Raw genomic sequence first — 26,394 nt, 5'->3', positions numbered from 1 at the left:
CCGACCTTCCGGGTATGAACCGGACGCTCTAGCCAACTAAGCTACACCGCCACACATACAGCTATTTTCACAATCGCTGCGAGAAATATATTATCATTTTAAGAACCCATTGTCAAGACATTTTATATGATAATATTAACAGTTTTCCCAATAATTTTGAAAACAAAGTTGAATATATGTAATGATACAATATTTTCGTAAGGAGGTCAACTATGAATGATGTGTCAATCACCTTGCCTATGGCTGTCCCGGGCAAGGAATATATAATACAATCTATAAAAAAAGGCGCTGCCGTTGCCGATACATTCAGAGGTTATGGTATTTTCCCGGGAGCAAAGATAACGCTCCTGTTCAACAGCCCCGCTAAAAATCCCTCCGCTTACGAGGTGATGGGAGCTGTACTGGCTCTAAGAAAAGAGGATTCAAACAACATTTATATCTCACCTGCGATTGTTAAATAAATATAGTTTTTTACAATATTCACCTCTCTGAAATTATATTCATATACTCTTCAGAGAGGTGTTTTTATGAAAAATAAAACTATAGCATTAGTGGGTAATCCCAATGTAGGTAAGAGTACCGTATTTAATGCTCTTACAGGTATGAAACAACATACCGGAAACTGGCCCGGTAAAACTGTCACCAATGCTGTCGGTCATATGAGATACAAGGACGCAACTTTTGATTTTATTGATCTTCCGGGAGCGTATTCTCTTGACTCATCTTCACCTGACGAAGCAGTAACGGGAGAATACATACTTTCAGGTCAGGCAGATCTCGTACTTATTGTTGCAGACGCCACATGTCTGAAAAGAAATCTTCTTCTTATAAAAGATATCCTCAAAGTAACTGATAAAGCTATCCTTTGTGTCAATCTAATGGATGAAGCCAGAAAAAAAGGTATACAGCTGGACATCGAAAAGCTCCAAAAACTTCTGCATATCCCCGTGATTGCTACAGTTGCGCGATCAAAAGAAGGTTTCCCTCAGCTTCTTGAAACACTGTACTCGTTCTCTCCGAATGAGTCTTCCGGTATGCACAAAAAAGACTTTAACATAAATGACATATACCGGCAATGTGTTACACTGTCTAAAGAAGAACCTCACAGTTTTGATCGAAAGCTTGACAAGATCGTAACCTCAAAAATTTTAGGTTTCCCTGTAATGATACTGCTGCTTCTTATGATTTTCTGGATAACTATGGTAGGAGCTAATTATCCTTCAGAAGCTCTTTCTTCAATGTTCTCTTTACTCGATGAAAAAATAAGAACGTTACTGATATCTGTCAATGCTCCCAATATATTAGTATCAGCGCTTATGGACGGACTTTATACAACACTTACATGGGTAATATCAGTTATGCTTCCTCCTATGGCTATTTTCTTTCCACTCTTTACTCTACTTGAAGATTTCGGATATCTCCCAAGAGTAGCATTTAATCTTGATAATGCATTTAAGTGCTGCGGAGCTCATGGAAAACAGTCGCTGACTATGTGTATGGGCTTTGGCTGCAACGCATGTGGGGTCATGGGATGCCGTATAATAGAATCCCCCAGAGAACGCTTAATAGCTATAATCACTAATAACTTTGTGCCATGTAACGGAAGATTTCCCACACTTATAGCAATAATACTTATATTTTTCGTTTCCGGCACAGCTTCCTTAGGAACTCTTGCGGCAGGATGTATATTAACAGGTTTCATACTTATAGGGATCGCGGTAACATTGATAGTTTCAAAACTTTTATCAAAAACTGTCCTTAAAGGAATGCCTTCCTCATTCGTGCTGGAACTGCCGCCTTACAGAAAACCTAAAATAGGAAGCGTGATAGTGCGCTCCATATTCGACAGAACAGTTTTCGTCCTCGGAAGAGCAATAGTTATAGCAGCTCCTTTCGGTGTGTTAATATGGATACTGGCCAATATCAAAATCGGTAATTCTTCAATATTAAATCACTGCACTGAGTTTTTAGATCCCTTCGGCCGGGTAATAGGTGTTGATGGTGTAATAGTTATGGCTTTTATCCTTGGATTTCCTGCCAATGAAATCGTTGTTCCTGTAATGCTGATGTGTTATATGTCAACAGGAGTGCTTACTGACTACAGCAGCCTTACTCAACTTCAGGACACTCTTGTAGGATGCGGATGGACTTTTCAGACAGCCTTGTCTGTAATAATACTCTGCCTGTTTCATTTCCCATGCGGAACTACTTGCCTGACAATAAAAAAAGAAACCGGAAGCCTTAAATGGACTACTTTCGCATTTCTCTTACCTACAGTTATCGGTATTGGTATTTGCTTCATCATCAATTTATTCTGTACATTATTATAACAAAATAACTATTTCTTATAAAAAAATCAGGATGGAATCCAAAATCTAAACAGAATCCATCCTGATTTTTATTGCAAAACTAAACTAACGCAGCTCCTAATGCCTCACATTCAGCTTTTCCTGCATCATCGGGCATTTCATTGCAAATAACACTGTCGCACGCCATATCCACTCCAAGTGATTCACATTCTTCTACCCAGTTGCGCATCCATTCTCCATCTCCCCAGCCGTATGAACCGAACAGAGCAATTTTCTTTCCTCCAAGTTTTTTCTTGCATGACTCAAACATCGGATCAAATTCACTTTCCTCAAGAACCTCATCCCCCATTGAAGGGCATCCGAAAGCTATAGCATCAAAATCCCCTATCATGTCTGCCGTAAAATCTGCACTTGTAAAAAGGCTCACTTCTGCACCTTTGTCTTTAGCGCCTTGTACTACAGACATAGCCATGGCTTCCGTATTTCCTGTGCCGCTCCAATATACTACCGCTACCTTCTTCATTATATACCTCCTGTGGTCTTTTTCTGCCTACGCAGCTACTGTAAGCTGCCAAACACTCTTTCCGCCTTCCCATAAATGGATATATATGTCAGTACACTTTTTATATTTATAAAAAATTTTTTCAGCTTCCTCTCTATCGCTGTACACTTTCCAGACTCCTGAATGAAGAAATCGCTTCCCGGCATTGTCTATAAATCCCGTGACATCTTCAAGAGGATACCCTAAAAATACACCAATTTCATGAGGAAATTCCTCACTGGTCTGCAATCTCGCTTTCAAACGTTCTATCGCACCTGACACATCGAGATCTTCATAGCCATATCTGCGTAAAAATTCCGCTGTTTGAGGCTTTCTGAGTTCTCTCTCCAAATCGGAAAAGCGACAGACATATATCAATGCCCTTCTATTTGATTTTCTCAATACAAAGAGTCTGATGCCTTTTCCCGACATCTGCTTATTCCAATATTCCATGCTTTCCATCAGCTCTCTTTCTGTCCAATAAGAATAATTAAATAGATTGGCCATCTTTAAAGACGCCAGCGTAGGAGAGCAGTGTTTGATCAAATGCGTTTCCAGTAAATTCATATCATTCCCTCTATTCGGTTAGTTTTTTCTAACTTATGTGAGTTAGTATACACTAATCATTTTTATATGTCAATGCCTGCTGTAACATTTTTTCACAAAAAAAATAAACGGCAGACTAAACTGCCGTTTATTTCACTTATTCTATAAATATATCATAACAGATCATTCATACTTTTGAGACTAATCGCAAGGGTCGATATGTTATGCATAAGCGCCGATGCAGTTGGTTGTATAATCCCCCCTATACCCAGAAGTATCAAAGCTCCGTTGATTCCTACGATACTCCTGTAATTTGAGTGTATCCTATGCATCAGTTTATCGCTCAGTTTCTTAAACACCACGATTTCCCTGAGATCGTCGGCTGCTATAGTGACATCCGCTATCTCTCTGGCCAGTTCCGCACCTTCGCTGACAGCTATACCTATGTCTGAAGCAGACAGAGCCGGAGAATCATTGATGCCATCTCCTATCATTACAACTTTCCTTCCTTTTTTCTTTTCCTTTTCGACAAAATCTGCCTTATCTTCAGGAAGAACTTCAGAATGGTATTCATCCACTCCCGCCATTTCGGCAATGGCTCTTGCAGTCCTCTCACTGTCGCCTGTCATCATGACAACTCTCTTTATTCCCAACTGTTTCAGTTCTTTTATTACTTCCGCCGCCTCAGGCCTAAGCGGATCCTGTACACAAATCACTGCAGCAAGCTCCCCCTCTATAGCCATATAAAGATGTGAATACTCCGACGGAAGATCCTCGAACTGTCTTCTGAATTCATTTTTCACTTCACACTTCTCATCATCAAATATAAAATGGTGACTTCCTATTACAGCTCTCTTTCCGTTAACTGTCGATGAAATACCATGAGCCACTATATACTCAACTTCTGAATGAAGGCCTTCATGTTTAAGACCTTTTTCTCTTGCGGCATCAACCACAGCTTTTGCCATAGAATGAGGAAAATGTTCTTCAAGGCAAGCCGCTATCCTCAGAAGCTCATCAGGAGCCTGCCCATTGAATGATAAGACATCCTTTACTACAGGCTCTGCCTTTGTCAGCGTTCCCGTTTTATCAAATATTATCGTATCTGCCTCAGCCATAGCCTCAAGGTATTTACCGCCTTTTACAGTTATCTTATAATTCCCGGCTTCTCTCATAGCAGACAGTACAGAAATAGGCATGGCCAGCTTTAATGCGCAAGAAAAATCCACCATCAAAACCGACAAAGCTTTAGTCATATTCTTCGTGAGAAGCCATACAAGAGCTGTTCCTGCTAATGTATAAGGAACAAGTTTATCTGCAAGATGTTCAGCTTTCCCTTCCAGGGAAGACTTAAGTTTTTCCGTTTCTTCAATCATTGTAACAATCTTTTCAAACTTGCTGCCTCCGGAAACCTCTTTTACCTGAACAGTAAGCTCTCCTTCTTCAACAATAGTCCCAGCATATACAAAAGCACCCGATATTCTCCTTACAGCCATAGATTCTCCTGTAAGAGATGCCTGATTAATCATTGCTTCACCACTCACAACAGTTCCATCAAATGGTATAACGTTGCCCATATACACTTTTACGAAATCATCAATTTTTATATCAGAAGCAGAAACAAGAGTCTCATCGTCTCCATCGCAGAGCCATACATTGCCTATATTCAAAGACATGCTCCTCGCCAAATCATCTACTGATTTCTTATGAGTCCACTCTTCCAGTATTTCGCCGATTCCCAGAAGAAACATAATGGATCCGGCAGTTTTAAAATCACCACGCAGCATAGATACCCCTATGGCTGTAGCGTCCAGAACCGGCACTTCAATTTTCCCTTTAATAAGTGACGCTATTCCTAGTTTAAGATATCTCACAGATTTAACAAGTGTCAATATTACACGAAGCTGATACGGGAAAAAAAGTCTTTTTACACATCTTTTCAAAACATGGCTAACCAGTTTTTCCCAATACGTACGATTTAATTCTCTGCCTGAATTCCTGAGATAGTCTTCCGGTACTCGAGCTTCCATGTAATTAAATTGTGCCAGAGCTTCCAATATATTTTCTCTTTTTCCATCATAATATATAACCGCACTCTGTGATCTTTCCTGCACTTTAACTGACGTAACATTCCTCTGACTGCTTAAATAATACTGTAATGTATCTGCCTGAATACAAGTCATTCTGCTTTGTATCGCTTGTATTCTTATACGGCCTTTTATTTCATGCTTTATTACAAATTTCATATCGTTTTCTCACTCGTACCACAAAACACCTGTGGTCTCCCACAGGTGCTTATATTATTAAATCAGTTATCTGCGCCGACTTCTTTTGCTTCTTGGACGCCAGCTTCACCATATGTACACTCTTCAGCAGCTCTTTTTTCATTGATCTGCTGCGCTTCGGCATAAATATCCCCCGCATTGTCCTGTGCTTTAGCAACAATATTCATAACACATTCCTTTGCTCTCAACACTGCCGCAGTACAACCCGTATATACTTTTTTAGCATCTTTGCTGGTCAAAACCTTTATACCAGCTGTACCAAATAAAACTCCTGCTGCAAAAATTCCGGATTTCTTAGCATCAATATTCTTCAAACCTTTCATAATAACATCCCCTCCTACTTATGCTTATAACCGGTATAGATCACCATTGCCATGCAGGCAACCATCGCCCATGACCAAAATTTGTGTTGTTTCATAAAAACAGCCTCCTTTTCCCGGCGCTCAGCCAATTGAATACAAATATCTTATATCAATCATAATCCCTTTTCCATTTATTTTTATCTTAACGATAAATTTTATCATTTTCAGCATATTTTGTATTCATCGAGATCTTTTTTATTTTCTGTTCCTTAATATATCCCGCAGCTTTAAGGCTGGCAGCAATCATAGTCTCAAAAGTTTTTTCGGAAAAAATACAAAAAGTTCCGTCATCAAGCTCTATTACACATACAGAACCTTTTGTTTTCTCCCCTTCGTATTTTATTTTATAAATATCACTCCTGCTGATAGCTCCTATTTCCTCAAGAGAATTCACCATCCTGTAAACTGTCGATACCCCTATCCCGGGATTATGTTCTATGGCCTTGTAGTATATCTCCTTGCAGCATGAACACTTCTCGTTTAAGATAATATCAAGAATAAGCATTCTCTGCTTCGTTATTCTGCACCCGCGCTCTTTAAGTTTTTTCAATATAATATCCTTGCGCATCTCTGTTTTCTCATAATCCATAAATACGATAGACTCCAAACTTATTTAAATTTTATTTTCCACATAGGTTAGTCTATTCTAATTAATGGTTATTGTCAACAAACTAATCGATATTTTTCTAAAAAAACAAATCAAGTTTCTGTGGGTCTTTCTACAGAAACTTTATTATAAAATTACGAATATTTTCTTCATAAAAATACTTCTCTGCCTGAGACAAGAGAAGTATCTTTCACAATATATTTTATTTTAAATCATAAACTTGTTCCTTCAGGAATCGCCATTGTCTCTTCAAAGAAACTAAATGCTTCTATCCCATCATCAGGTTCTGAAACAAACCATTCCTCATCTACAGCTTCTACCTGCAGGCTGAACCTGCCGTTGCTGTCAGCAGAAACATCTTTTCCGTTATATAAAAGCCTGTCCATCAGCGGCTCAGTAGTCTGTGACAATCCTATCGGTCTGCTGTAATAATACCAGCTTCCATCGTCACTTTTCCACTCACCCTTGTCTATTGCCCCGGAAATTATTCTATAGCCATCCGGATCATATCTGCTGTCATATACAGGTTTCACTCGTATCCACAGTTTCTTGTCAGAATTATTCTTAATAGAAGTATCATCGTTAAATACCAGATCATCATCGGCCTTCGAATCTTCTACAATAGTCTCAGCTTGCATATGATTCATTTCATCAGACAGCCATGTATTATAAACTATTATGCCACTTGTCAGCATAAGAACTATTATGCCTGATATCAATGCAACAGAAATCTTATCCATACCCTCATCCCCCTATTATCCGAGAAAAGAATAACATGTCCGCTGCAGCACCACAACAAGCTTTATGATACATTATTCGCCATTATTTTACTTTTTATTTTTAATTCTTAACTTCCTTTTCAGATGACTCTATTAATGCTCTTATATATCCGCTTACATCATCTTTCGGGATATCAAGCACAAAAGAGAACTCTTCCTCTACCAGTTTTTCTGCTGATTTCAAAGTATTCTCATCTGTAGTGGGAAGCTTCTTGCCAAGAGGCAGCAGCTCTCTTTTTTTCATATAAAGGCATCTTATCATAAGCAAAAGATTTTGAGTAACTCCATTTATAAGAATCTCATGGAAATTTTCAGATCTAAATCTCCTGTCCTTTTCCCACTCTATTTCTTTGTCCTTTAACCCCAAAAGCAGCGAATCGATCTCTTCTCTCGTCATGACAGGCCTAAGTTTCCCCATAAGCTTCTCATTGTTAAGAGGAACATATATCGTTGACGCATCATTACTTGTAGGCTTCAAAATGTAATAAGTACTCTTCTCTGAATCAAAAGCAAACTTCATGATCTTTATATCTTCTAAAAAACATATTCCATTCGTACCATATACAACATATTCACCTTTTGCAAACCTACTGTCGTCCATTATCATACACCTTCTTCTTTCTTAAACAGGCAACAAAAAGTGCGTGGCTCACTGATCAGAAAGATTTTGAGCAACACGCCGTATATTTATTATAGCGCAAAACAGTTAATTTTTCAAAAGATATTTGCAGTTTACAATAATATATTATTATTATACTTTATTATTATATTGTAAAATTAAATTTAGCTGAAAATCTTTTTCAAATAAAAAAAACGACAGGCTCACTGCCTGCCGAAAAAATATTTCTTATATTTATTTTCTTTATCTTATTGTAGTCTTTGCCCTAAGCCTGACCATGCATTACTGCAATGTCGATCAGATATGCACAGTCCTTAAAAGTCTTTTTAACGGACTCTACTTTCTTGGCAATGGTTTTCTTTGTAGCACTACTCATGATATCCCTCTTTTCCTTTGTTGTTGCTACTTAATTTTTACTACAGTTATAGTATATTGCTCAACTTGCTATTTGTCAACACTTTTTTAAAATTAATTTGTGGTATTTGTTATTTTATCCAATAAAACTGTATTTTTTTATTATTTTTTATAAAATTCAGATAAGAAAAAAATTTCTAACCAACATTATATTTTTATTTTTCTGCAATAAAATTTCTTACATCATTTTTATTTTTAATATCAAAATACTCTTCTAATTTAAACTCATCTAATTATTTGTTAACAAAAAGAACCAACATATAAAGTACTTCACAGCATTCCTTTTTTATTAGTACTCCTTGCAAATAAAAAACACTGTTCTTTATTAAACAGTGTTTTCTGGCGCGCCACAAGGGACTCGAACCCCTAACCTTCGCATTCGTAGTGCGCGACTCTATCCAATTGAGCTAGTGGCGCAAATATAATTAACAATGAAAATTATACACTATTATACTGCTTCCTGTCAAAATATATTTACTCAATCTTCTCCATTCTTTCGCGCATTCTACCAAGAACTTTCTTCTCTATTCTTGATACCTGTACCTGTGAAATACCCAGTACCTTAGCTATCTGTTGCTGAGTCATATCCTTGAAATACCGAAGTACGATTATCTGCCTTTCCCTATCAGCCAAATCTTTTATAGCGGCCTTAAGATCGATCAGCTCTACATTTTGTTGTTCTTCATCTACATAATGACCTCCGTGCATACCTTCGGGAATCAGTTCATTATCAAGACTCTCTATATTTGCCATAGAGTCTATTGCTTCAAGAATCTCCATTATATGTTCCCTTGAAACTCCCATCTCCTTTGCCAGATAGCTGATTTTAGGGCTTTTTCCATGCTTATTATAATATTCCTGCTGCAAAACTTTTAAATTTTTCATTTCTGTTTTAAGTTGACGGCTTATTTTTATTTTTCCGTCATCCCTTAAAAATCTCTTTATCTCACCTAATATCATGGGGACAGCATAGGTGGAAAACATAACGTCAAACTTTGTATCGAATCTGTCTATAGCCTTTACAAGTCCGACAAATCCTACCTGCATAAGATCATCAGCTTCGTAATAGCCTGACGCATATTTCATCGCTAAGTTTTTTACAAGTCCTATATTTTGTGTGACTACCAGTTCCCGCGCTGCACGGTTGCCGTTCTGTGCTTCTGTGATTAATCTGTATGTATCTTCCTTAGCTACAGGCTCATATTTATATGCCACTTATAATATCCAGATATTTGGTCATGATCACGGTCGTCCCCTTACCTATCTCTGATCTTACCTTAAGTCTGTCTGTAAAACTTTCCATGACTGTAAATCCCATTCCTGAGCGTTCTTCAGAGTCTCCAGTGGAAAACATAGGTTCCATAGCCTTCTCCACATCACCTATGCCAACTCCATTATCTTCTATGGTTATTACAAGCTTTCCTCCGTCTGATATGGTACATTCCATTATAACTTTTGCTTCATTTCGGTCAGCACATCCTTCGTAGCCATGGATTATACTGTTGCTGACAGCTTCTGATACCGCAGTTTTTATTTCCGTCAGTTCCTCGACAGTCGGATCAAGCGGCATCACAAAAGCAGCAGCAACGGCTCTTGCGAAGGCTTCGTTTTCCGCAAGAGCGCTAAACTCTGTCTTCATTACATTGTTCATATGTTAAACCTCCATACTTATTTGTTCCTGACCGGTTATCACAGCAACGGCACTGTCGAAATCATTTGCTTTCGGAACAATCGAAAATACTCCAGCCATACCGAGCACCTTTTCGATATACTTACTGCACCCAGAAATGCAGATCCTGCCGCCGCTTTTGTTAAGTTTTTTATATCTTCCCAGAACAACTCCTATACCGGAACTGTCCATAAACTCAACACCACTGAAATCAAGGATAAGATCACTGCAATCGAATGCTTTCATCGATTTATCTATAGCCTGCCTAAGAGGCATAGCACTGTGATGGTCCACTTCACCTTTAATACATGAAATCAATATATTTCCTGAAATCCTGAAAATTACTTCCACTAAAAAACCTCCTTAATCCAAAAGACTATATTATAATTATAATCTTTAAACAAGGAGGTTGTCCTTAAGAGAAAATATCTAAAATCCACTATTTTTGTCATTTACTGTGGAAATATATCAACAATTTCATCTGCTTCTACTGCCTCGTCTATCAGTCTGTCACACTCCAATTTACTTTCAGAGGCCAATATTCTTTCAAGCCGTGGTTTTGTAACAGGGTGTTTAGGAAGAAATACTGTGCAGCAATCTTCATAAGGCTGTATTGACGTCTCATATGTGCCTATCTCCTGAGCCTTATCCATAATATCCACTTTATCCATAGCGATCAAAGGTCTCATGACTGGTATAGTTACCGATGAATCAGTAACCACCAATGCTTCTGCAGTCTGACTTGCCACTTGACCCAGATTTTCTCCTGTTATAAGCATACCACAACCTGTCTTTTCAGCTATCTTCTGAGCTATTCTCATCATAAAGCGTCTCACTATTATGGTAGTTTCCTCTTCCGGACAGTTCTGCACTATCTGTTCCTGTATAGGCAACAGATTTATTACATGCATTTTAAACCTTCCGCAGTAAGTAGCCACTATGGATGCCAATTCTTCTACTTTTTCCTGTGCTCTCTGACTCGTATAAGGATATGAATGAAAATGAACAGCTTCTATTATCATGCCTCGCTTTGCCATCATCCAGGTAGCTACAGGTGAATCTATGCCGCCGGATAAAAGCGTCAACCCCTTTCCGTTTGTCCCCAAAGGAAGCCCTCCGAAACCTGCTATCTTATCCTGATAAATATATGATTTATCATGTCTTACATCCACAAATAAAAGACAATCCGGGTTATGAACATCCACTTTAAGAACTTTACACTCCTTCAAAACCACAGCTCCTATCTGTCTGCCTATCTCCGGTGATTTTACAGGAAAATTCTTATCAGCCCTTTTGGCCTCTACTTTAAAAGTCTTTATACCGCGCTCTTTTATCGCTTCGATCATATATTGTACAGCAGCGTCCCCTATAGACTCCATGGTACTTTCACATTCTACAGCAGGGCTTATAGATGCCACTCCGAAAACTTTTGAAATTTCTTTTATGATAGCCTGTTTATCAAGGCTTTTATCTCCTCTTACAAATATCAGGCCTTCATGTCTTCTTACGTTTATTCCGTCGAATTTTTTAAGCAGCTTCTTTATCCTCTCCACCAGCATTCTCTCAAAATAAGGCTTGTTCATTCCCTTAAGAGCCACTTCTCCGCATCTTACTATAAAAATATGTTCATTGTTCACTTGTCTGCCACCTTCTATCTGAAACTTCCCAGCCTTCTGAATTTCCTGACTGCAGAAGAAACCTTATCTATAACTATATCCATTTCGTCTATATCATTCATACTGCCAAAACTAAATCTCAAAGCTCCGTCTATCTCCCTATCTTTAAGTCCCATTGCCTTGAGAACGTGACTCTGCCCTTTCTTATTGGAAGAACAGGCAGATCCTGTAGAAACATATATGCCGTCCTGTTCCAAAGTATGAAGCAAGACTTCTCCCCTCGTTCCCAAAAAAGAGATATTTATAAGGGAACTGCAGCACAAATTTTCTCTCACACCTGTTTCTATGGGGCTGTTTACAATTACATCATCAATTTCCGCCGAAAGTCCGTCAAGAAGATACTTTCTCATCTTACTCATTCTGATGGAATTATCTGCTCTTTGTCTTTCCGAAATCTCTGCAGCAATACCAAATCCAGCTATAGCAGGAACATTTTCTGTACCTGAACGCTTTCCCTCTTCTTGCCCGCCACCTCGTAAAAAAGCCGGAATATTGATTTTATCCTTTATATATATGGCCCCTATTCCTTTAGGGCCGTGTATTTTATGTCCGCTTACAGATATCACATCTGCATCACTGCATAAAGGCAATTTTCCAAAACTTTGAACTGCATCACAGTGAAAAATCCCGGGAGATCTTTTCTTTCTCATTATATCTTTTACACAGTTTACAGGCATTACAGTACCTGTCTCATTATTCACATGCATCATAGTTACAAGTATAGTCTTATCATCAATTGACGATTCAAGAGCATCCATATCCAGCCTACAATGCCTGTCCACACCTATATAATCCACTTCAAAACCCTGTTTCTCCAGTTCTCTGCAGCATTCAAGAACTGCCGGATGTTCAACTGATGTGGTCACAATCTTATTTCCCCTTCTTTTTAGAGCCATTGCAGCTCCAAAAACAGCCATATTGTCAGCTTCGGTTCCTCCCGACGTAAAATATATCTTTCCTCCGGCGAAACCCATAGCTTTACGGATAGTCATTCTGGCCTTTTTTACCGCCTTTTCACTATCAACGCCAAGCTGGTAAAGAGATGACGGATTTCCGAAAAACTCTTCCATATATCTCATCATGGTCTCCGTAACCTGAGGATACTGTTTGGTTGTCGCACTGTTATCCAGATAAATCATATATATCTCCTACAAAGATTAAATACTTTAAGCTTGTATCACTGTAAAAGTTGAGGCGGATTTTGATCCGCCTCAACTTTTATAATTTAATTTATTTTGCGTAATCTATAGCTCTCGTCTCTCTCACCACATTGACCTTTATCTGTCCCGGATATTCCAGTTCGGATTCTATCCTCTTAGAAATATCTCTCGCAAGAAGAGCTATGGCATCATCGCCCACTTCATCCGGCTTTGCAATAATTCTTATTTCTCTTCCCGCCTGAATAGCAAAAGATCTTTCAACGCCTTCCGTAGTATTGGCGATTTCCTCGAGTTTCTGAAGTCTCTTTATATAAGACTCCAAAGTTTCTCTTCTTGCTCCCGGTCTTGCTGCCGAAAGAGCATCAGCCGCCGCTATAAGGACCGCTTCAATAGACTTTGGCTCATAATCACCATGATGAGCAGCCATACCGTTTATAACAGCTTCCGATTCCTTATACTTTCTCAGCACCTCTATACCAATATCAACATGCGTTCCTTCCCTCTCATGGTCAAGAGCCTTCCCTATATCATGAAGCAGCCCCGCTCTTTTAGCCAGAGTTACATCAAGACCCAGTTCCCCTGCCATAAGGCCTGAAAGATGCGCCACCTCAACAGAATGTTTAAGTACGTTCTGACCGTATGACGTTCTATATTTCAGTCTTCCCAGAAGCTTTATCAGTTCAGGATGAAGATTGTGTATTCCCACCTCGAAGGTCGCCTGTTCGCCCTCCTCCTTAATTATGGAATTCACTTCTTTTTCAGATTTCTGAACCATCTCTTCAATCCTTGCAGGATGTATCCTTCCGTCAACAATCAGCTTTTCCAATGATAATCTTGCTATTTCTCTTCTTACAGGATCGAATCCGGACAGTATCACAGCTTCAGGAGTATCATCTATTATCAGATCTATTCCCGTAAGAGTTTCTATAGCCCTTATATTCCTTCCTTCACGACCGATTATACGGCCTTTCATCTCATCATTAGGAAGAGGTACTACGGAAACAGTAGATTCTGCAACATGATCAGCTGCACATCTCTGTATAGCCCCTGAAATAATCTCCTTGGCCTTTTTATCAGCGTCCTCTTTAGCTTTGCCTTCGATCTCCTTGTACAATACAGCGGCATCGCTTCTCGCCTCTTTTTCGACCTTCTGAAGGATTATTTCTCTTGCCTGGTCCGTAGAATATCCGGATATTTTCTCCAGTTCTTCCATCTGCCTTTTAAGCAGATTTTCCATCTCCTGTTGTTTACTCGTTATGCTTCTTTCTTTATTTGTAATGCTTTCTTCTTTTTTCTCAATATTTTCAAGTTTTCTGTCTATAGCTTCCTCTTTCTGAATAAGTCTTCTTTCAGATTTTTGGATTTCGTTTCTTCTTTCTCTTATTTCTCTCTCTGCATCGCTTCTGTGTTTATGAGCCTCTTCCTTAGCCTCCAGGATTTTTTCCTTTTTAAGGGTTTCTGCTCTGTTTTCAGCATCGAGAATCAAATTCTTAGCTTTTTGTTCAGCATTGCCTATGGTTTTTTCGCCAATAGATTTTCTTAGTATATATCCAACCAGCAGCCCGATTATAAGAGCAACCAGTCCAACAATAACTGCTATAACGACTTCTGTCATTGATCATCCTCCTTTTTGTAATATAAAAAATATCCATATGATATTTCCGAATCTCAGGCAAAATCTTCCGCCTAAATAAATACAGCGGAACCGCTCCTGCCATTTTGAAATTTTTAAGTTTATAGTCAACTCAAAGTTACTTGTAAATATCAATTTATTACATAAAAAGTAATAATAATTGTTTAAAAGCACACAATAACATTATAGACTTTTTTGGCTAACTAGTCAAGGTAATGGAAGGAGGCAATGATGAACAAGTTTGCTCATATAATAAAACAATGCAACCATTACATCATCGCAGCTTCCCTGCTTCTTTCGCTTTCAGGTATATCAGGCCTTGTGAGCATAAGCCGCAATAGCGAGACCTTCCTTTCCAGGGAAGTTTTTATACAATCTGCAGCCCTCATCCTAGGGGTCATTGCTGCCTCTGTCATTATGATGCTGGGCTACAGATATTTTTTAGACCTGGAAAAGCCATTATATATTTTCAGTATCATATTTCTCCTGACTGTTTACATCCCCGGACTGGGAACAGCTTTCTATGGATCGCGTTCATGGCTTGATCTTGGTTTTATAACATTTCAGCCATCAGAGCCCATAAAAATTATTTTTGTGATATTGATGGCATCTTATCTTTCCAGAACCGGCAACTCGCTTTCAAGTGCAAAAGGAGTCATCATGGCAGCTTTGTATGGTCTGCCTTTTATACTTATCGTATCAAAAGAAGATTTCGGAAGCGGATGTGTCTTCTGTGCCATATGGATATTCATGGTTTTCTGTTCAGGACTTGATCTGAAAGTGATATTCCGTCTGGCCCTCGTATTTATCCTTCTCATACCCATGTTTTACTTTTTTATGGCAGGATATCAAAAAGAAAGAATTGATGCATTCCTGAGTCCTGAAAACCTCGATCTTCCCGGCAATTATCAGGTATGGAATTCTAAAGTAGCCATAGGTTCAGGAGGTTTTTTGGGAAAAGGATATCTTCAGGGAACACAAGGGTATCTGGGATTCCTTCCGGTTCCCGAATCTGATTTCATATTCGCTTCTATAGTTGAAGAAACAGGATTCTTAGGAGGCGCTTTCATCATAACACTTTTCGCAGTTCTCATGTATCACGCACTTAAAACAGCCAAATACGCCAGCGATCTGCAGGGAACCCTTATTGCTGTAGGGCTTGCCGGCATGTTTTTCTTTCAGGCCTTCGAAAATATAGCCATGAGTATGGGTATAATGCCTGTAACCGGTATTACTTTGCCTTTTGTAAGTTATGGAGGTTCATCCATGATATCTGCCATGATGGGCATTGGTCTGTTACTCAGTGTAAGCTGCCGGCAAAAGCTTTAAACATAACTGATACAACATGTGCCTTTTTAATTTTCGCAAAACAAAAAACTCCATGCAAAAAATTTTATTAATGCACAGAGTATTTTACTTTTAACTCATACTAATTCTATTATCTTATCAGCAATTTCCTGAAAGTTTTTTTCTATATAGGTTCCATGTTTACACACTATGGGAATTCCTTTATTTGTGGATATATGTATATTATCGTCGTCCTGTATTATTCCTGCCACAGGACTATTGAACATATTAAGTATGGTCATAAGATCCGGAACAAGTCCTGCCTTCATAAGTTCAGCCTTTACTTTGTTTATGACAAAACATATATCTCTGATTCCTTTTTCTCTCAGATATCGTTCAGTAACATCAGCATCCCTCAGGGACGCCGCCTCAGGTTCAGTAACGATCACTACCCGATCAGCAGGTGCCATTGCCACGTCAAGCATATCTCCTATTCCCGCGGGACAGTCAATTATTATATAATCAAAATACTTACGGAGTTTATCACACAATATCTTCATATGAAGAGGGGTTATATCCCTGTCATCACGTCTCGGAGATGCAGCCATAAAATACAAAGTATCGAATCCGTCTACCTTTATCATAGCTTTTTTTATACGGCATATTCCTGATATAACATCCATTATGTTATATACTACTTTATTTTCCATCCCCAGATATATATCAAGATTTCTCAGTCCCATGTCCAGATCCATAAGCATGACACGTTTGCCCCTCTGCGCTAAAATCACACCTAAATTCACGGAAAACATTGTTTTTCCCGTGCCGCCCTTACCTGATGAAACTAAAATGACTTTTCCCATTTCAAATTATCTCCGTATTTTCCTATAATTTCTCTTACTACCGGTGCTGCATTGGATGAAGTTTTACCCTGTACAAGCATAACAGCTACTGCGATCTGTGGATCATCAGCTGGAGCCAACGCTACTGTCCACGCAAAACTATCATAGACTTCTTTATAGCGATCTATGTCATCTGATGTTATTTTATTTTTGCTTTTATTGATCACAGCTCTTCTCAGCGCTGTTGAATCCTCTTCATATATATCGGGATATTCCTTTTTAAGACGTTTGGCTTCATCTTCTACCTGATCCATACTGATATCCGGCGCTATCAAGTGCAGGTGACGTCTGAGATACTCTCGTTCATCTTCAGAATTTTTCTTTCCGGCTCTCTGCGCTGTTCCTGTCTTGGCTGCAACCGAATAGGGAAAAGAAGAAAACACTCCATAAAGAGACCCATCCGAATCTTTCGTGACGCCTGTCATGGCGTCAATTATATAATCAACATCCTTCTTATTAAACGATGATTTCTTCTGCAAATTTTCTTGACTGCTCTTTTTTCCCGATATCAGCGTTACATCATTCTTTATGCCTCCATTAGCCAAAGCTGCCATATAATTCGCCATCTGAAGAGTGGTATAGGCATTATCCCCCTGACCTATAGCAATATTGAAAGTATCTCCCCGAGTCCACTTTATTTGATCGAAATAAGTATATTTGCATACAGAAGCAAGTTCTTCTATTTTATCTTCCTTAACAAAATTCTCTTTAGTTAGTTTGCCTATAATTTCTTCTAAAGTCAAGTCTTTATCAGACCATTTTACGATTTTTTCTATATTTTTTCTTGTCTGCTTTCTATCTTTCAACGTATCTTTGACAAAATATGTCTCCTCTTCTGCCAACAGATAATTCGTCAAACTCATCTTTATCCCTTCTGCTTTTAAAGTTTCAGAAGGTATTGTCCCTGAACTTTCATTTATTTCTATACCTGTTTTTTGTCCCAATCCCATATCTTTAGCATATTTAAGTATAGTATCGTTGTTTATGGTTTTATCATAATCAAGAGATTTGTCAGAAGCAAAATCTTTGCCTGCAGCTATATCATAAAAATAATAATTGCATGAAACTTTAAGAGCCTCTTTCAGACTTACGTATCCATGAGTATCTTTTTCATCATTCCATAAAAAACAGCCGTAAGATCTGCCGCCCAAAGTTATAGCCCCGTCATCATAAAGATATTTATTTTCATCAAGTCCGCAGCTCATAGCTGCCAAAGCTGTGACAGGTTTGAATGTGGAACCAGGCTGTACTGCAGTCATAGCTGCCACATTATACATAGGCGATGGGCTTAAGGGATCATAAGGATTCTCCTGCTGAAGAGATGCCCATTTTTCCTCAGAAATAGATATTGCAAAATCATTTGGATCAAAATCCGGAAAACTTGCCATAGATAAAACTTCACCCGTTTTTACATCTATAGCCACAGCAGCACCGGATCCTGTATTTTCAGCATACGACATCTGCTGATCTCCATATTCGCTTTCAAAAGTTCCGCCTTCCGAAGCCTTCTCTATGGCCTGTTGCAAAGCTTCTTCAGTAACTTTCTGAAGATCCGAATCAAGAGTAAGAGTAAGATCTTTGCCTTTCTTAACTTCACTTTTTCCCAATATCTTTGTAACATCGCCCGAAGAATCCACCTGCAACTTACTTACAGAATCTGTTCCTTTCAGATGCTGTTCATATTTTTTCTCTATTCCGTCCTTACCTATAAGGGCGTCCTTTCTATATCCTTTTTCATCTACATATTCTTCCTCTTCTTCCGGAGTTATTCTTCCCAGATATCCCAAAATGTGTGATGCAAAAGCTCCGTTAGGATACTCTCGAACATAATTAGTTGAAATATTTACACCCTTATAGCCGGCATTTTTTATTGCCTCCACAGCCGTTTCTGATATATCTTCAGCAAGAGTTATGGGCATATATGAATTATATCCGCTGTCTGATATATTCTCGCGTACTTCATCCATTGTCACATCAATATCCTCATTCATTTCTTGGAGAAGTGCCATAACCGAAGAAGCCGTTTCCATCATAGACTCCTTATCCATATCAGATCTATTTATATTTACAGAATAGACAGCTCTGCTGGTGGCTATAACATTGCCGTTTCTGTCAAGTATGTCTCCTCTTGGCGCAGTTTCATAAACAGCTCTAACTGACATATCCTCAGCAAAGGATTTCCACTTATCCGATTCTGCCACAGTAAGCATAAAAAGTCTCCCCACAAGGATAATTCCCAATGCAGACATGAATATGCTCATAAGAGAATGTTTTGATTTTTCTTTCCTTTTCACCAGCCGCCTCCAAAGTAAGATAATATTCAGATCATCCCCTGCGCTCTCATACTTATGTAGCACCCATCACCTATGACGATATGATCCAGTACAGGTATCCCCAAAATATCTCCCGATTCTATCAAACGTCTGGTTGTTTCTATATCAGCGCTACTTGGCGTTGGATCCCCTGAGGGATGATTATGTATAAAAATCACCGATCCCGCACTTCTTCTTACGGCATCTATAAAGACCTCTCTTGGATGAGTAGTACTTGAACACAAGTCTCCTATGGAAACCTCCGCTTCCTCTATAATTTCCCCTTTAACGTTTATAAGGAGACTTATAAAATGTTCTTTTTTATAATATCTCATTCTCTCCATAAAAATATCAGCTATGTCAGAAGATTTTTCTATACGGACGTTATCTATCTTCGGTATCGCTGCTATCCTCCTGCCAAGTTCAACCGCAGCTAATATTTCACATGCCTTGGCTCTTCCTATTCCTTTTATTTTTATAAGTTCTTCCGGTCTGCATTCAGCAAGAAATCTTATCCCTGAGCTGTCCATTGAAATTACCTCAGAAGCCAGCTCAAGTGCTGATTTTCCTCCTGTCCCGCTCCCTATCAAAATAGCAATGATTTCTGTAGTGGATAGTTTCTCCTTTCCTTCCCTCATTAATTTTTCTCTCGGTTTTTCATTTTCAGGCAATCTTCTAATATTCATTTTCCCCTTTTTCTCCTTTTATATTACTCAGTATTATTTTACCATAATATTCCTTTTTTTCCATCTATTTTTAAATACTGTTTTAATATTTTCATGATTTAGGGTAATAATAATTAATGCAAATCTATTTTTAGGAGGTAACAAAATGGACATCAACAAAAGCATCAAATGTACAGTAGAAAGCTGTCAGAACCATGCTAATACAGCCAACTACTGTTCACTGGACTGCATTACTGTAGGAACTCATGAATGTAATCCTACTGTGGACCAATGTACAGACTGTCTTTCCTTTAAAAGAAAATAGCATCAAATAAGAGCATGCTGTTTTTCTAAGGTCAGGCACTTCCCCTCTGATTTTTGCATATAGTAAAAATCTATAGAGGGGGATTACATAGAATGAGTGTTTCATTTCCGAAACCACTGACCGATAAAGAAGAAAAATACTATATCTCACTATGGGAAAACGGAGACGAGAACGCCAAAAATATACTTATAGAACGAAATCTGCGATTAGTTGCCCACATCGCAAAAAAATACACATCCAATAATCACACAATGGATGACTTTATTTCCATCGGAACCATTGGACTGATAAAAGCCGTCAGTACTTACAGCAGCGGTAAGTCAACCAGACTTGCCACTTATGCCGCTAAATGTATCGAAAATGAGATTCTTATGAGCATGAGGTCTTCCAAAAAGACTTCATCTGAAGTTTCCATAAACTTACCTATAGGTACAGATAAGGATGGAAACGAAATAAGTCTCAACGATATCCTGGGAACAGATCCTGATGCTGTGGTAGACGATATCAATATGAAAATACAGGTGCAGGATATGGTTAAAGCACTGGATCGTGTCCTGACAGAAAGAGAAAAAAAAGTCATCATACACAGATACGGAATACTTGGAGCAAATCCCAGAACACAGCGTGAAGTAGCTTCCTATCTGGGAATAAGCCGTTCATATGTTTCCAGAATAGAGAAAAAAGCTTTGGAAAAACTGCGAACAGCATTAAATTATTAAAATAAGACAAATTTCTATGCCAATGTAGGTTTACTGTAACTTCCTGACTCTTGCAGATATTCTATTATCTTTTTAAAGACAGGACCAGCCTCTGCCGATCCGGATATACCACCTTCTACAAAAACCGTTATTACATACTCCGGTTCTTCGCAAGGTGTATATCCGGTTATCCATCCGTGAGTTTTCGACGAATCTTCATCACTATATTCGGCTGTACCTGTCTTCAGTGCTGCTTTCGGGATCCCGTCTTCACCTATAAGCTCCAGATTTTTTCCGGTACCTGACTCTGTAACAGATTCCATCATTGAAGAAACAGCATCTGCTGTTTCAGAAGAAAGAACCTGACCGTCACTTGATTCTTCTTCCATCAGTATATGCACTCCTTTATCTATGCCTCCCGAAGCTATTACGTTTGTCATTCTCGCTACTTGCAAAGGTGTCACAAGAGTCTCTCCCTGACCTATAGAAAGATTCCCTATGGCATCTCCGTATCTTTCTTGTTTTGTCATGAGATGCCCGCCGCTTTCCTGTGGATAGCCATCCAGAGCCTTTTCTCCAAGCCCCAGCTTTTTCGCCATAGATATAATATCATCAGAACCTACCTTTTGCCCCAGTTTTATGAAAAAACTGTTACAGGATTTAGAAAAAGCTTCTTTAAAGTCTATTGTGCCATGGCCATCTTCTCCGCCTGTTTCGCAGCCTATATCTAAATTCCCCACATGAGTACTTCCGCTGCACTCAAATTCCTGATTTATATCGATTCCTTTTTCAAGAGCAGCTGCGGCTACAACAATTTTAAATATCGATCCGGGAGCATATTCTCCCTGTGTTACTTTATTCATCAGCTCATCACCTGAACTTTTCATATGAACATCTATATCATTGGGGTCAAAACTCGGTGTGCATGCCATTGCCGTCACACCTCCACTTTTTGAGTCCAGTACTACCACAGCACAATCCTTACTCATATCTGCTATTATATCTTCAATAGCTTTCTGCATTTCTTTATCTATAGTAGTTCTTATTCCCTGTTTGACATAAGAATCCTTCTCTCCGTCAGATGTTATTACAAGACCTCTCCCGGGCAATATATTACCCTTCACATCCGCAACCGCATAAATACGTCGATTCAGACCTGAAAGCTGCTGATCATACATCAGTTCAAGACCAGCCGCGCCTGAAGTATCCTGTTTATTCACGTAACCTATAAGATGAGCTGCAATCTGCTCATCACTGTACCTTGCCGAAGCTTGTAAAACATATGCATCCGACCCTTCTATAAGTTTCTTTCCCGTATTTTTATCATATGCCTCCGATGAATAAACAACATATCCCTTATCATCATTATCTATCTCTTTAGCTTCAAGCTCTTCCAGAAGACGTTCCGAGTCACTGCTGAAGTTATCTTCTTTTATTATATAAATATATCGTTTATTATCTGCCACAAGAGGACTGCCATATCTGTCATATATTATCCCTCTGGTATTGCTCCCCTCAAGAGATATCAGAGACTGAGCCCTTGTTGCAGCTGCCAGCTCATCACCTCCTATTATCTGTATATAAAATAATCTGAATATAAGCAGCGTTATCAAAACAGCGATTATAACCAATATTCTCTTAAGATTTTTTGCCATTAATCCCATAAAAAAACTCCTTTGCATGTATTTTCCCCATGCAAAGGAGCAGTTATACTATAACTTTTACCTAAACGTACAATTAATTTACTTAAGCCTGTGCATAAAAAGCCCGCTGGCCAGCTTAGGTTCAAACCAGGTAGACTTAGGCGGCATTACCATATCATTGTCAGATACTTTAAGCAGATCACTGACATCTACAGGATAAACGGCAAACCCTATCTTCATATCACTTTCAGCTCTTTTTTCAAGTTCTTCCAAGCCTCTTATTCCTCCGACAAAATCGATTCGCTTATCAGTTCTCGGATCTTTTATCCCCAATATAGGACCGAATATATTATTCTGTATTATGGCCACATCGAGAGAATCTATCACATGATCCGGAATTATACTGCTATCAGCTGTAAGCTTGTACCATTTCCCTTCAAGATACATAGAAAACACATGTTTAGCTTCCGGATGATATATAGAATGTCCCTTGTCTTCAATATGAAATCCCGCATCTTTTATTCTTTCTAAAAATTCGTCAGAACTGAGACCGTTAAGATCTTTTATTACTCTGTTATAATCAAAAATCTTAAGATCATTATCGGGAAATATGGCAGCCATGAAAAAGTTGAATTCCTCATCTCCCGTATATCCCGGATTTTCTTCACGCCTTTTAAGCCCTACCTTACATGCAGATGCACTTCTGTGATGACCGTCCGCTATATAAAGAGCAGGTATCTCCTTAAACAAAGACGTGATGTTTTCTATCACATTTTCGTCTTCAACTATCCAAAGAGTATGACGCACACCATCAGAAGCCGTCAGATCATATACAGGATCGCTTCCCGAAACAACTCCCTCTACTATTGTTCTTATCCTTTTATCATCCCTGTAAGTAAGAAACACCGGTTCAGTATCAGCATCGCATATATCAAAATGGTTTATCCTGTCCTGTTCTTTTTCGACTCTGGTAAATTCATGTTTTTTTATGGTATTATTCTGATACTCATCTACAGCTACACATCCTACTATTCCTGTCTGCACACGGCCGTCCATTACTTCTCTGTATACATAGAGCGCAGGGCGTTCTTCTGTCACGAAGATTCCTTCATTCAAATTCTTTTCTATATTCTCTTTTGCCTTTTCATATACAGCTATGTCATAGGGATCTTCTTCGCCGGGAAGATCAATTTCTGATCTGCATATGTGCAGAAAACTGTAAGGATTGCTTTCAGCCATTTCTGCCGCCTCTTTTCTATTCATTACATCATAAGGCAGCGATACAACTTTATCAGCATACTTTTTCGCCGGTCTTATGGCTTTAAAAGGTCTTACTGTAGCCATTATTCTCTATCTCCTTTATTATTTTATCTGTTACATCTTCTATAGAAAGTCCTGTAGTATCTATTTCCAAAGCATCTTCCGCCTTTCTAAGGGGATTCAGCCTCCTTGTCATATCTCTGTAATCTCTCTGTTTTATATCCTCAAGTACCTCTTCAAAAGACACTGACTGCCCTTTTTCCACAAGCTCCCTATGCCGTCTCTCAGCTCTTTCCTCCGCCGAAGCAGTGAGAAAAAATTTGAATTCTGCATCGGGAAATACATTACTGCCTATATCTCTTCCATCCATTATTACACTTTTTTTTCTTCCCATATTTCTCTGTATAGCCACCAGTTTCTCTCTCACTGACGGTAGAGCAGAACATACAGACGCACGTTTTGATATATCGGGAGTTCGTATCTTATCATTAACTATGTTTCCGTCAAGGATGATATCTCCGGCTACAAAGTCTATATCCGTATTCTCAAGCATTGCTGCAAGCTTAACGCTTTCATCCGCTGATATTCCATTTTTCTTCATTTTATAGCCTATCGCCCTATACATAGCTCCCGTATCTATATAGTCTATGCAAAGTCTTTCCGCAACTGCTTTGGCTATCGTACTCTTTCCGGCTCCGCTCGGCCCGTCTATGGCTATCGTGAGCAATCCATTCATGGTAAATCTCCTTGTTTAACTTTTCTTCTTATTAGTCAGCAATTTTTCTATTTCGGCTACAAATGTATTGATGTCCGTAAACTGCCTATATACTGATGCAAAACGCACATATGCTACTTCATCCAGATCTTTGAGCCGTTCCATCACCAATTCTCCTATAAATGTACTCTCTACTTCCTTTTCCATCATATTGTTGAGGCCTCTTTCGATATCATCTGCAATCTTCTCCATATCGGCAATAGATACCGGCCTTTTTTCACACGCTCTTATTATTCCGTTCAAAAGCTTGCTCCTGTCAAATGCCTGACGGCTGCCGTCCTTCTTGATAACCATAAGAATAACTTCTTCAACTTTTTCGTATGTGGTAAATCGTCTGCCGCATTCTTCGCATTCCCTTCTTCTTCTTATAGCACGTCCATCTTCCGTATGTCTGGAATCTATTACCTTGCTGTCTTCATTTTCGCAATAAGGGCATCTCATTACAGGACCTCCTTTGCCTGGGCGCATAAATATACAAAATTACATATATAATTTTACTACATATTGTGTTTTTTGTCTAATCTATTATAGGCGGAACATCAACCAGTATCACATCTTCACCAATCGTCTTCACATGCTTCCATTTTATTATATAATCACTCGTCTCTTTTCCAAACAGCTTCATGAATCCCCTGTCTCCCGGCAGTACAATACCGTCTATTCTTCCCTCCTTGAGATTTATCTCTATATCGCATACAAACCCCATACTCTTACCATCATAAATATTAATAACCTCTTTATTCCTGATGTCTTCTGTATTAAGCATACTCGCTCCCCCTTTTCTGTAGTTTATAAATTTATATGCACTAATTGTACAAACTATGACGATGCAATAAAAATCTTCTTTGAAGAAATCTTTTTATTTTTTAAAGTTATTTAATCAGTTGCTTAAAAACTCCTCAACATTCCGTTTAAAACAACAAAAATCACGGGAAAACTATGATTCTTCCCGTGATTCTAAGTTTTTTCAGATTTTTTATCCTTTTATTTTCCCTAAGCTGAGTCTTGCAAAGTAACTTTTCGTCTCAGCCGCTATTACTCCGCTTAGTGCAAGAAGAGCTATAAGATTAGGTATTGCCATAAGGCCGTTGAAAATATCTGCAATGGTCCATACTGCCGAAACCGTGAGGAAAGGGCCTATAAGTACAGCCAATATATACAGCCATCTATAGACTCTGACAATCCCCATCTTTCCTCCCGTAAGATATTCGAGACATCTTTCACTATAATAGTCCCATCCGAGAATAGTTGTAAAAGCAAAAAGAGCAAGACATATCATCAGTATGGCAGAACCCACGCCGTCTGCCCACGGCAGGCCGTTTGAAAAAGCATATGAAGTGACATCAACACCTTCAAGTCCTTGTTCAAGCGCAACATCATATGATCCTGTCACCATTATCGTAAGCCCTGTCATAGTACAGATAACTATTGTATCCACAAAAGTTCCCGTCATAGATACAAGTCCCTGCCTTACAGGCTCTTTTGTCTGAGCCGCAGCTGCTGCTATAGGCGCACTTCCCAATCCTGCCTCATTTGAAAATATACCTCTGGCAACACCTTTCTGCATAGCCATTAACAGAGCACCTAACGCTCCTCCGGTCATGGCTCTAAGTCCAAACGCACTTTCAATCACAAGAGTCACAGAAGACGGTATCTTCTCAATATTATATATTAAAATAGACAAACATACTATTACATAAGCTATAGCCATAAATGGAACTACTATTGATGTCACACTGGCTATCCGTTCAAGCCCGCCGATAACCACTAATGCTGTGATAAACGCTACTACTACTGCCGCAGCTACAGTGGCAACTGAATATTCATTGCCAAACAGGTTCACCACATTTTCTGTATTAGGATCAAAGAAACCCTTTACAGCTGAAGCAATTCCATTTACCTGTGTTATTGTACCAATCCCCAAAAG

27 protein-coding genes and 1 tRNA gene are annotated in these 26,394 nt (G+C 38.8%); 5 read left to right on the top strand and 23 right to left on the bottom strand.

All coding sequences use genetic code 11. The annotated features are described in order from the left end of the window. Positions 1-212: 212 nt before the first annotated feature. Both ACLR96_RS08065 and feoB read left to right on the top strand, forming a co-directional pair. Positions 213-461, top strand: a complete 249-nt coding sequence (locus tag ACLR96_RS08065) for a FeoA family protein (RefSeq protein ID WP_177270922.1) — start codon at positions 213-215, stop codon at positions 459-461. A gap of 66 nt (positions 462-527) precedes the next feature. Beyond that, positions 528-2,330, top strand: coding sequence for a FeoB small GTPase domain-containing protein (feoB, locus tag ACLR96_RS08060; RefSeq protein ID WP_177270921.1), 1,803 nt, complete (start codon positions 528-530; stop codon positions 2,328-2,330). A 79-nt stretch (positions 2,331-2,409) separates the two neighbouring features. On the opposite strand, the gene ACLR96_RS08055 is transcribed toward feoB, so the two are convergent. From ACLR96_RS08055 to rny, 14 genes are all read right to left on the bottom strand, one after another. Next, positions 2,410-2,832: a flavodoxin gene (locus tag ACLR96_RS08055; protein WP_177270920.1), complete on the bottom strand. Its 423-nt coding sequence runs from the start codon at positions 2,830-2,832 to the stop codon at positions 2,410-2,412. A 27-nt stretch (positions 2,833-2,859) separates the two neighbouring features. Beyond that, positions 2,860-3,417, bottom strand: coding sequence for a DUF3793 family protein (locus tag ACLR96_RS08050; protein ID WP_177270919.1), 558 nt, complete (start codon positions 3,415-3,417; stop codon positions 2,860-2,862). A gap of 152 nt (positions 3,418-3,569) precedes the next feature. Continuing rightward, positions 3,570-5,642 (bottom strand): heavy metal translocating P-type ATPase, encoded by a 2,073-nt coding sequence (locus tag ACLR96_RS08045; protein WP_177270918.1) that lies wholly within the window; start codon positions 5,640-5,642, stop codon positions 3,570-3,572. Positions 5,643-5,704: 62 nt separating this feature from the next. Continuing rightward, positions 5,705-6,004 (bottom strand): DUF6110 family protein, encoded by a 300-nt coding sequence (locus ACLR96_RS08040; protein WP_177270917.1) that lies wholly within the window; start codon positions 6,002-6,004, stop codon positions 5,705-5,707. Positions 6,005-6,185: 181 nt separating this feature from the next. Further along, complete coding sequence (locus tag ACLR96_RS08035) at positions 6,186-6,632, bottom strand: transcriptional repressor (protein ID WP_243206870.1); 447 nt, start codon at positions 6,630-6,632, stop codon at positions 6,186-6,188. A gap of 230 nt (positions 6,633-6,862) precedes the next feature. Further along, entirely contained in the window at positions 6,863-7,390 is a 528-nt protein-coding gene (locus ACLR96_RS08030; protein WP_177270916.1) for a hypothetical protein, read from the bottom strand. 100 nt (positions 7,391-7,490) lie between these two features. Beyond that, entirely contained in the window at positions 7,491-8,030 is a 540-nt protein-coding gene (locus ACLR96_RS08025) for a CarD family transcriptional regulator (protein WP_177270915.1), read from the bottom strand. Positions 8,031-8,802: 772 nt separating this feature from the next. Further along, positions 8,803-8,879: transfer RNA gene (locus ACLR96_RS08020), tRNA-Arg, on the bottom strand. A gap of 57 nt (positions 8,880-8,936) precedes the next feature. Next, positions 8,937-9,677 (bottom strand): sigma-70 family RNA polymerase sigma factor, encoded by a 741-nt coding sequence (locus ACLR96_RS08015; RefSeq protein WP_177270914.1) that lies wholly within the window; start codon positions 9,675-9,677, stop codon positions 8,937-8,939. Further along, positions 9,667-10,113, bottom strand: a complete 447-nt coding sequence (gene spoIIAB, locus ACLR96_RS08010) for an anti-sigma F factor (RefSeq protein ID WP_177270913.1) — start codon at positions 10,111-10,113, stop codon at positions 9,667-9,669. The genes ACLR96_RS08015 and spoIIAB overlap by 11 nt, the downstream gene beginning before the upstream one ends. A 3-nt stretch (positions 10,114-10,116) precedes the next feature. Continuing rightward, positions 10,117-10,482, bottom strand: coding sequence for an anti-sigma factor antagonist (locus ACLR96_RS08005; RefSeq protein ID WP_177270912.1), 366 nt, complete (start codon positions 10,480-10,482; stop codon positions 10,117-10,119). Between the two features lie 101 nt (positions 10,483-10,583). Next, complete coding sequence (thiI, locus tag ACLR96_RS08000) at positions 10,584-11,768, bottom strand: tRNA uracil 4-sulfurtransferase ThiI (RefSeq protein ID WP_177270911.1); 1,185 nt, start codon at positions 11,766-11,768, stop codon at positions 10,584-10,586. Between the two features lie 14 nt (positions 11,769-11,782). Continuing rightward, complete coding sequence (locus ACLR96_RS07995; RefSeq protein ID WP_177270910.1) at positions 11,783-12,946, bottom strand: aminotransferase class V-fold PLP-dependent enzyme; 1,164 nt, start codon at positions 12,944-12,946, stop codon at positions 11,783-11,785. A gap of 91 nt (positions 12,947-13,037) precedes the next feature. Next, the gene (gene rny, locus ACLR96_RS07990; protein WP_177269373.1) at positions 13,038-14,582 is read right to left on the bottom strand and encodes a ribonuclease Y; all 1,545 of its coding nucleotides are present in this window, start codon (positions 14,580-14,582) and stop codon (positions 13,038-13,040) included. Between the two features lie 249 nt (positions 14,583-14,831). Here rny and ACLR96_RS07985 point away from each other — a divergent pair, with 249 nt between their 5' ends. Next, positions 14,832-15,929 (top strand): FtsW/RodA/SpoVE family cell cycle protein, encoded by a 1,098-nt coding sequence (locus tag ACLR96_RS07985; RefSeq protein ID WP_177269375.1) that lies wholly within the window; start codon positions 14,832-14,834, stop codon positions 15,927-15,929. A 95-nt stretch (positions 15,930-16,024) separates the two neighbouring features. Here the strand turns inward: ACLR96_RS07985 and minD are convergent, their stop codons facing one another. From minD to radC, 3 genes are read right to left on the bottom strand one after another with little or no spacing between them, the layout of a single operon-like run. After that, the gene (gene minD, locus ACLR96_RS07980) at positions 16,025-16,750 is read right to left on the bottom strand and encodes a septum site-determining protein MinD (RefSeq protein ID WP_177269377.1); all 726 of its coding nucleotides are present in this window, start codon (positions 16,748-16,750) and stop codon (positions 16,025-16,027) included. Then, the gene (locus tag ACLR96_RS07975; RefSeq protein WP_177269379.1) at positions 16,732-19,083 is read right to left on the bottom strand and encodes a penicillin-binding transpeptidase domain-containing protein; all 2,352 of its coding nucleotides are present in this window, start codon (positions 19,081-19,083) and stop codon (positions 16,732-16,734) included. The genes minD and ACLR96_RS07975 overlap by 19 nt, the downstream gene beginning before the upstream one ends. A gap of 26 nt (positions 19,084-19,109) precedes the next feature. Then, on the bottom strand, positions 19,110-19,787 hold the full coding sequence (gene radC / locus ACLR96_RS07970; protein WP_177269381.1) for a RadC family protein: 678 nt from the start codon (positions 19,785-19,787) through the stop codon (positions 19,110-19,112). Positions 19,788-19,932: 145 nt separating this feature from the next. On the opposite strand from radC, the gene ACLR96_RS07965 reads away from it, so the two are divergent. Together ACLR96_RS07965 and sigK are read left to right on the top strand one after the other, a co-directional pair. Continuing rightward, on the top strand, positions 19,933-20,091 hold the full coding sequence (locus tag ACLR96_RS07965; RefSeq protein ID WP_177269383.1) for a DUF1540 domain-containing protein: 159 nt from the start codon (positions 19,933-19,935) through the stop codon (positions 20,089-20,091). 92 nt (positions 20,092-20,183) lie between these two features. Further along, on the top strand, positions 20,184-20,810 hold the full coding sequence (gene sigK, locus ACLR96_RS07960; protein WP_177269385.1) for an RNA polymerase sporulation sigma factor SigK: 627 nt from the start codon (positions 20,184-20,186) through the stop codon (positions 20,808-20,810). 14 nt (positions 20,811-20,824) lie between these two features. On the opposite strand, the gene ACLR96_RS07955 is transcribed toward sigK, so the two are convergent. From ACLR96_RS07955 to ACLR96_RS07930, 6 genes are all read right to left on the bottom strand, one after another. Continuing rightward, positions 20,825-22,453 (bottom strand): peptidoglycan D,D-transpeptidase FtsI family protein, encoded by a 1,629-nt coding sequence (locus tag ACLR96_RS07955; RefSeq protein ID WP_177269386.1) that lies wholly within the window; start codon positions 22,451-22,453, stop codon positions 20,825-20,827. A 78-nt stretch (positions 22,454-22,531) separates the two neighbouring features. Next, on the bottom strand, positions 22,532-23,776 hold the full coding sequence (locus tag ACLR96_RS07950; RefSeq protein ID WP_177269388.1) for a DUF1015 family protein: 1,245 nt from the start codon (positions 23,774-23,776) through the stop codon (positions 22,532-22,534). Then, positions 23,754-24,428 carry a (d)CMP kinase gene (cmk, locus tag ACLR96_RS07945; RefSeq protein ID WP_177269390.1) on the bottom strand — a complete coding sequence of 225 codons (675 nt, stop codon included), beginning with the start codon at positions 24,426-24,428 and terminating at the stop codon, positions 23,754-23,756. The genes ACLR96_RS07950 and cmk overlap by 23 nt, the downstream gene beginning before the upstream one ends. Before the next feature lie 15 nt (positions 24,429-24,443). Continuing rightward, positions 24,444-24,908, bottom strand: coding sequence for a transcriptional regulator NrdR (nrdR, locus tag ACLR96_RS07940; protein WP_177269392.1), 465 nt, complete (start codon positions 24,906-24,908; stop codon positions 24,444-24,446). A 76-nt stretch (positions 24,909-24,984) separates the two neighbouring features. Beyond that, positions 24,985-25,233, bottom strand: a complete 249-nt coding sequence (locus tag ACLR96_RS07935) for a PRC-barrel domain-containing protein (RefSeq protein WP_177269394.1) — start codon at positions 25,231-25,233, stop codon at positions 24,985-24,987. Positions 25,234-25,443: 210 nt separating this feature from the next. Continuing rightward, the coding region (locus ACLR96_RS07930; protein ID WP_412265564.1) for an alanine/glycine:cation symporter family protein at positions 25,444-26,394 on the bottom strand (951 nt) is incomplete at its 5' end.

This window comes from Lentihominibacter sp., from assembly GCF_046951855.1.
GTDB lineage: Bacteria > Bacillota > Clostridia > Peptostreptococcales > Anaerovoracaceae > Lentihominibacter > Lentihominibacter hominis.
Note: the sequence above shows the minus strand (reverse complement) of the source record. Positions and strands in the feature narration are given on the sequence as shown.

Bases quoted from the DNA above. Each gene is read 5' to 3' on its own strand.
- ACLR96_RS08065 (WP_177270922.1), top strand. From the start codon at position 213: ATGAATGATGTGTCAATCACCTTGCCTATGGCTGTCCCGGGCAAGGAA.
- feoB (WP_177270921.1), top strand. From the start codon at position 528: ATGAAAAATAAAACTATAGCATTAGTGGGTAATCCCAATGTAGGTAAG.
- ACLR96_RS08055 (WP_177270920.1), bottom strand. From the start codon at position 2,832: ATGAAGAAGGTAGCGGTAGTATATTGGAGCGGCACAGGAAATACGGAA.
- ACLR96_RS08050 (WP_177270919.1), bottom strand. From the start codon at position 3,417: ATGAATTTACTGGAAACGCATTTGATCAAACACTGCTCTCCTACGCTG.
- ACLR96_RS08045 (WP_177270918.1), bottom strand. From the start codon at position 5,642: ATGAAATTTGTAATAAAGCATGAAATAAAAGGCCGTATAAGAATACAA.
- ACLR96_RS08040 (WP_177270917.1), bottom strand. From the start codon at position 6,004: ATGAAAGGTTTGAAGAATATTGATGCTAAGAAATCCGGAATTTTTGCA.
- ACLR96_RS08035 (WP_243206870.1), bottom strand. From the start codon at position 6,632: ATGGATTATGAGAAAACAGAGATGCGCAAGGATATTATATTGAAAAAA.
- ACLR96_RS08030 (WP_177270916.1), bottom strand. From the start codon at position 7,390: ATGGATAAGATTTCTGTTGCATTGATATCAGGCATAATAGTTCTTATG.
- ACLR96_RS08025 (WP_177270915.1), bottom strand. From the start codon at position 8,030: ATGGACGACAGTAGGTTTGCAAAAGGTGAATATGTTGTATATGGTACG.
- spoIIAB (WP_177270913.1), bottom strand. From the start codon at position 10,113: ATGAACAATGTAATGAAGACAGAGTTTAGCGCTCTTGCGGAAAACGAA.
- ACLR96_RS07995 (WP_177270910.1), bottom strand. From the start codon at position 12,946: ATGATTTATCTGGATAACAGTGCGACAACCAAACAGTATCCTCAGGTT.
- rny (WP_177269373.1), bottom strand. From the start codon at position 14,582: ATGACAGAAGTCGTTATAGCAGTTATTGTTGGACTGGTTGCTCTTATA.
- ACLR96_RS07985 (WP_177269375.1), top strand. From the start codon at position 14,832: ATGAACAAGTTTGCTCATATAATAAAACAATGCAACCATTACATCATC.
- minD (WP_177269377.1), bottom strand. From the start codon at position 16,750: ATGGGAAAAGTCATTTTAGTTTCATCAGGTAAGGGCGGCACGGGAAAA.
- radC (WP_177269381.1), bottom strand. From the start codon at position 19,787: ATGAATATTAGAAGATTGCCTGAAAATGAAAAACCGAGAGAAAAATTA.
- ACLR96_RS07965 (WP_177269383.1), top strand. From the start codon at position 19,933: ATGGACATCAACAAAAGCATCAAATGTACAGTAGAAAGCTGTCAGAAC.
- sigK (WP_177269385.1), top strand. From the start codon at position 20,184: ATGAGTGTTTCATTTCCGAAACCACTGACCGATAAAGAAGAAAAATAC.
- ACLR96_RS07955 (WP_177269386.1), bottom strand. From the start codon at position 22,453: ATGGGATTAATGGCAAAAAATCTTAAGAGAATATTGGTTATAATCGCT.
- ACLR96_RS07950 (WP_177269388.1), bottom strand. From the start codon at position 23,776: ATGGCTACAGTAAGACCTTTTAAAGCCATAAGACCGGCGAAAAAGTAT.
- cmk (WP_177269390.1), bottom strand. From the start codon at position 24,428: ATGAATGGATTGCTCACGATAGCCATAGACGGGCCGAGCGGAGCCGGA.
- nrdR (WP_177269392.1), bottom strand. From the start codon at position 24,908: ATGAGATGCCCTTATTGCGAAAATGAAGACAGCAAGGTAATAGATTCC.
- ACLR96_RS07935 (WP_177269394.1), bottom strand. From the start codon at position 25,233: ATGCTTAATACAGAAGACATCAGGAATAAAGAGGTTATTAATATTTAT.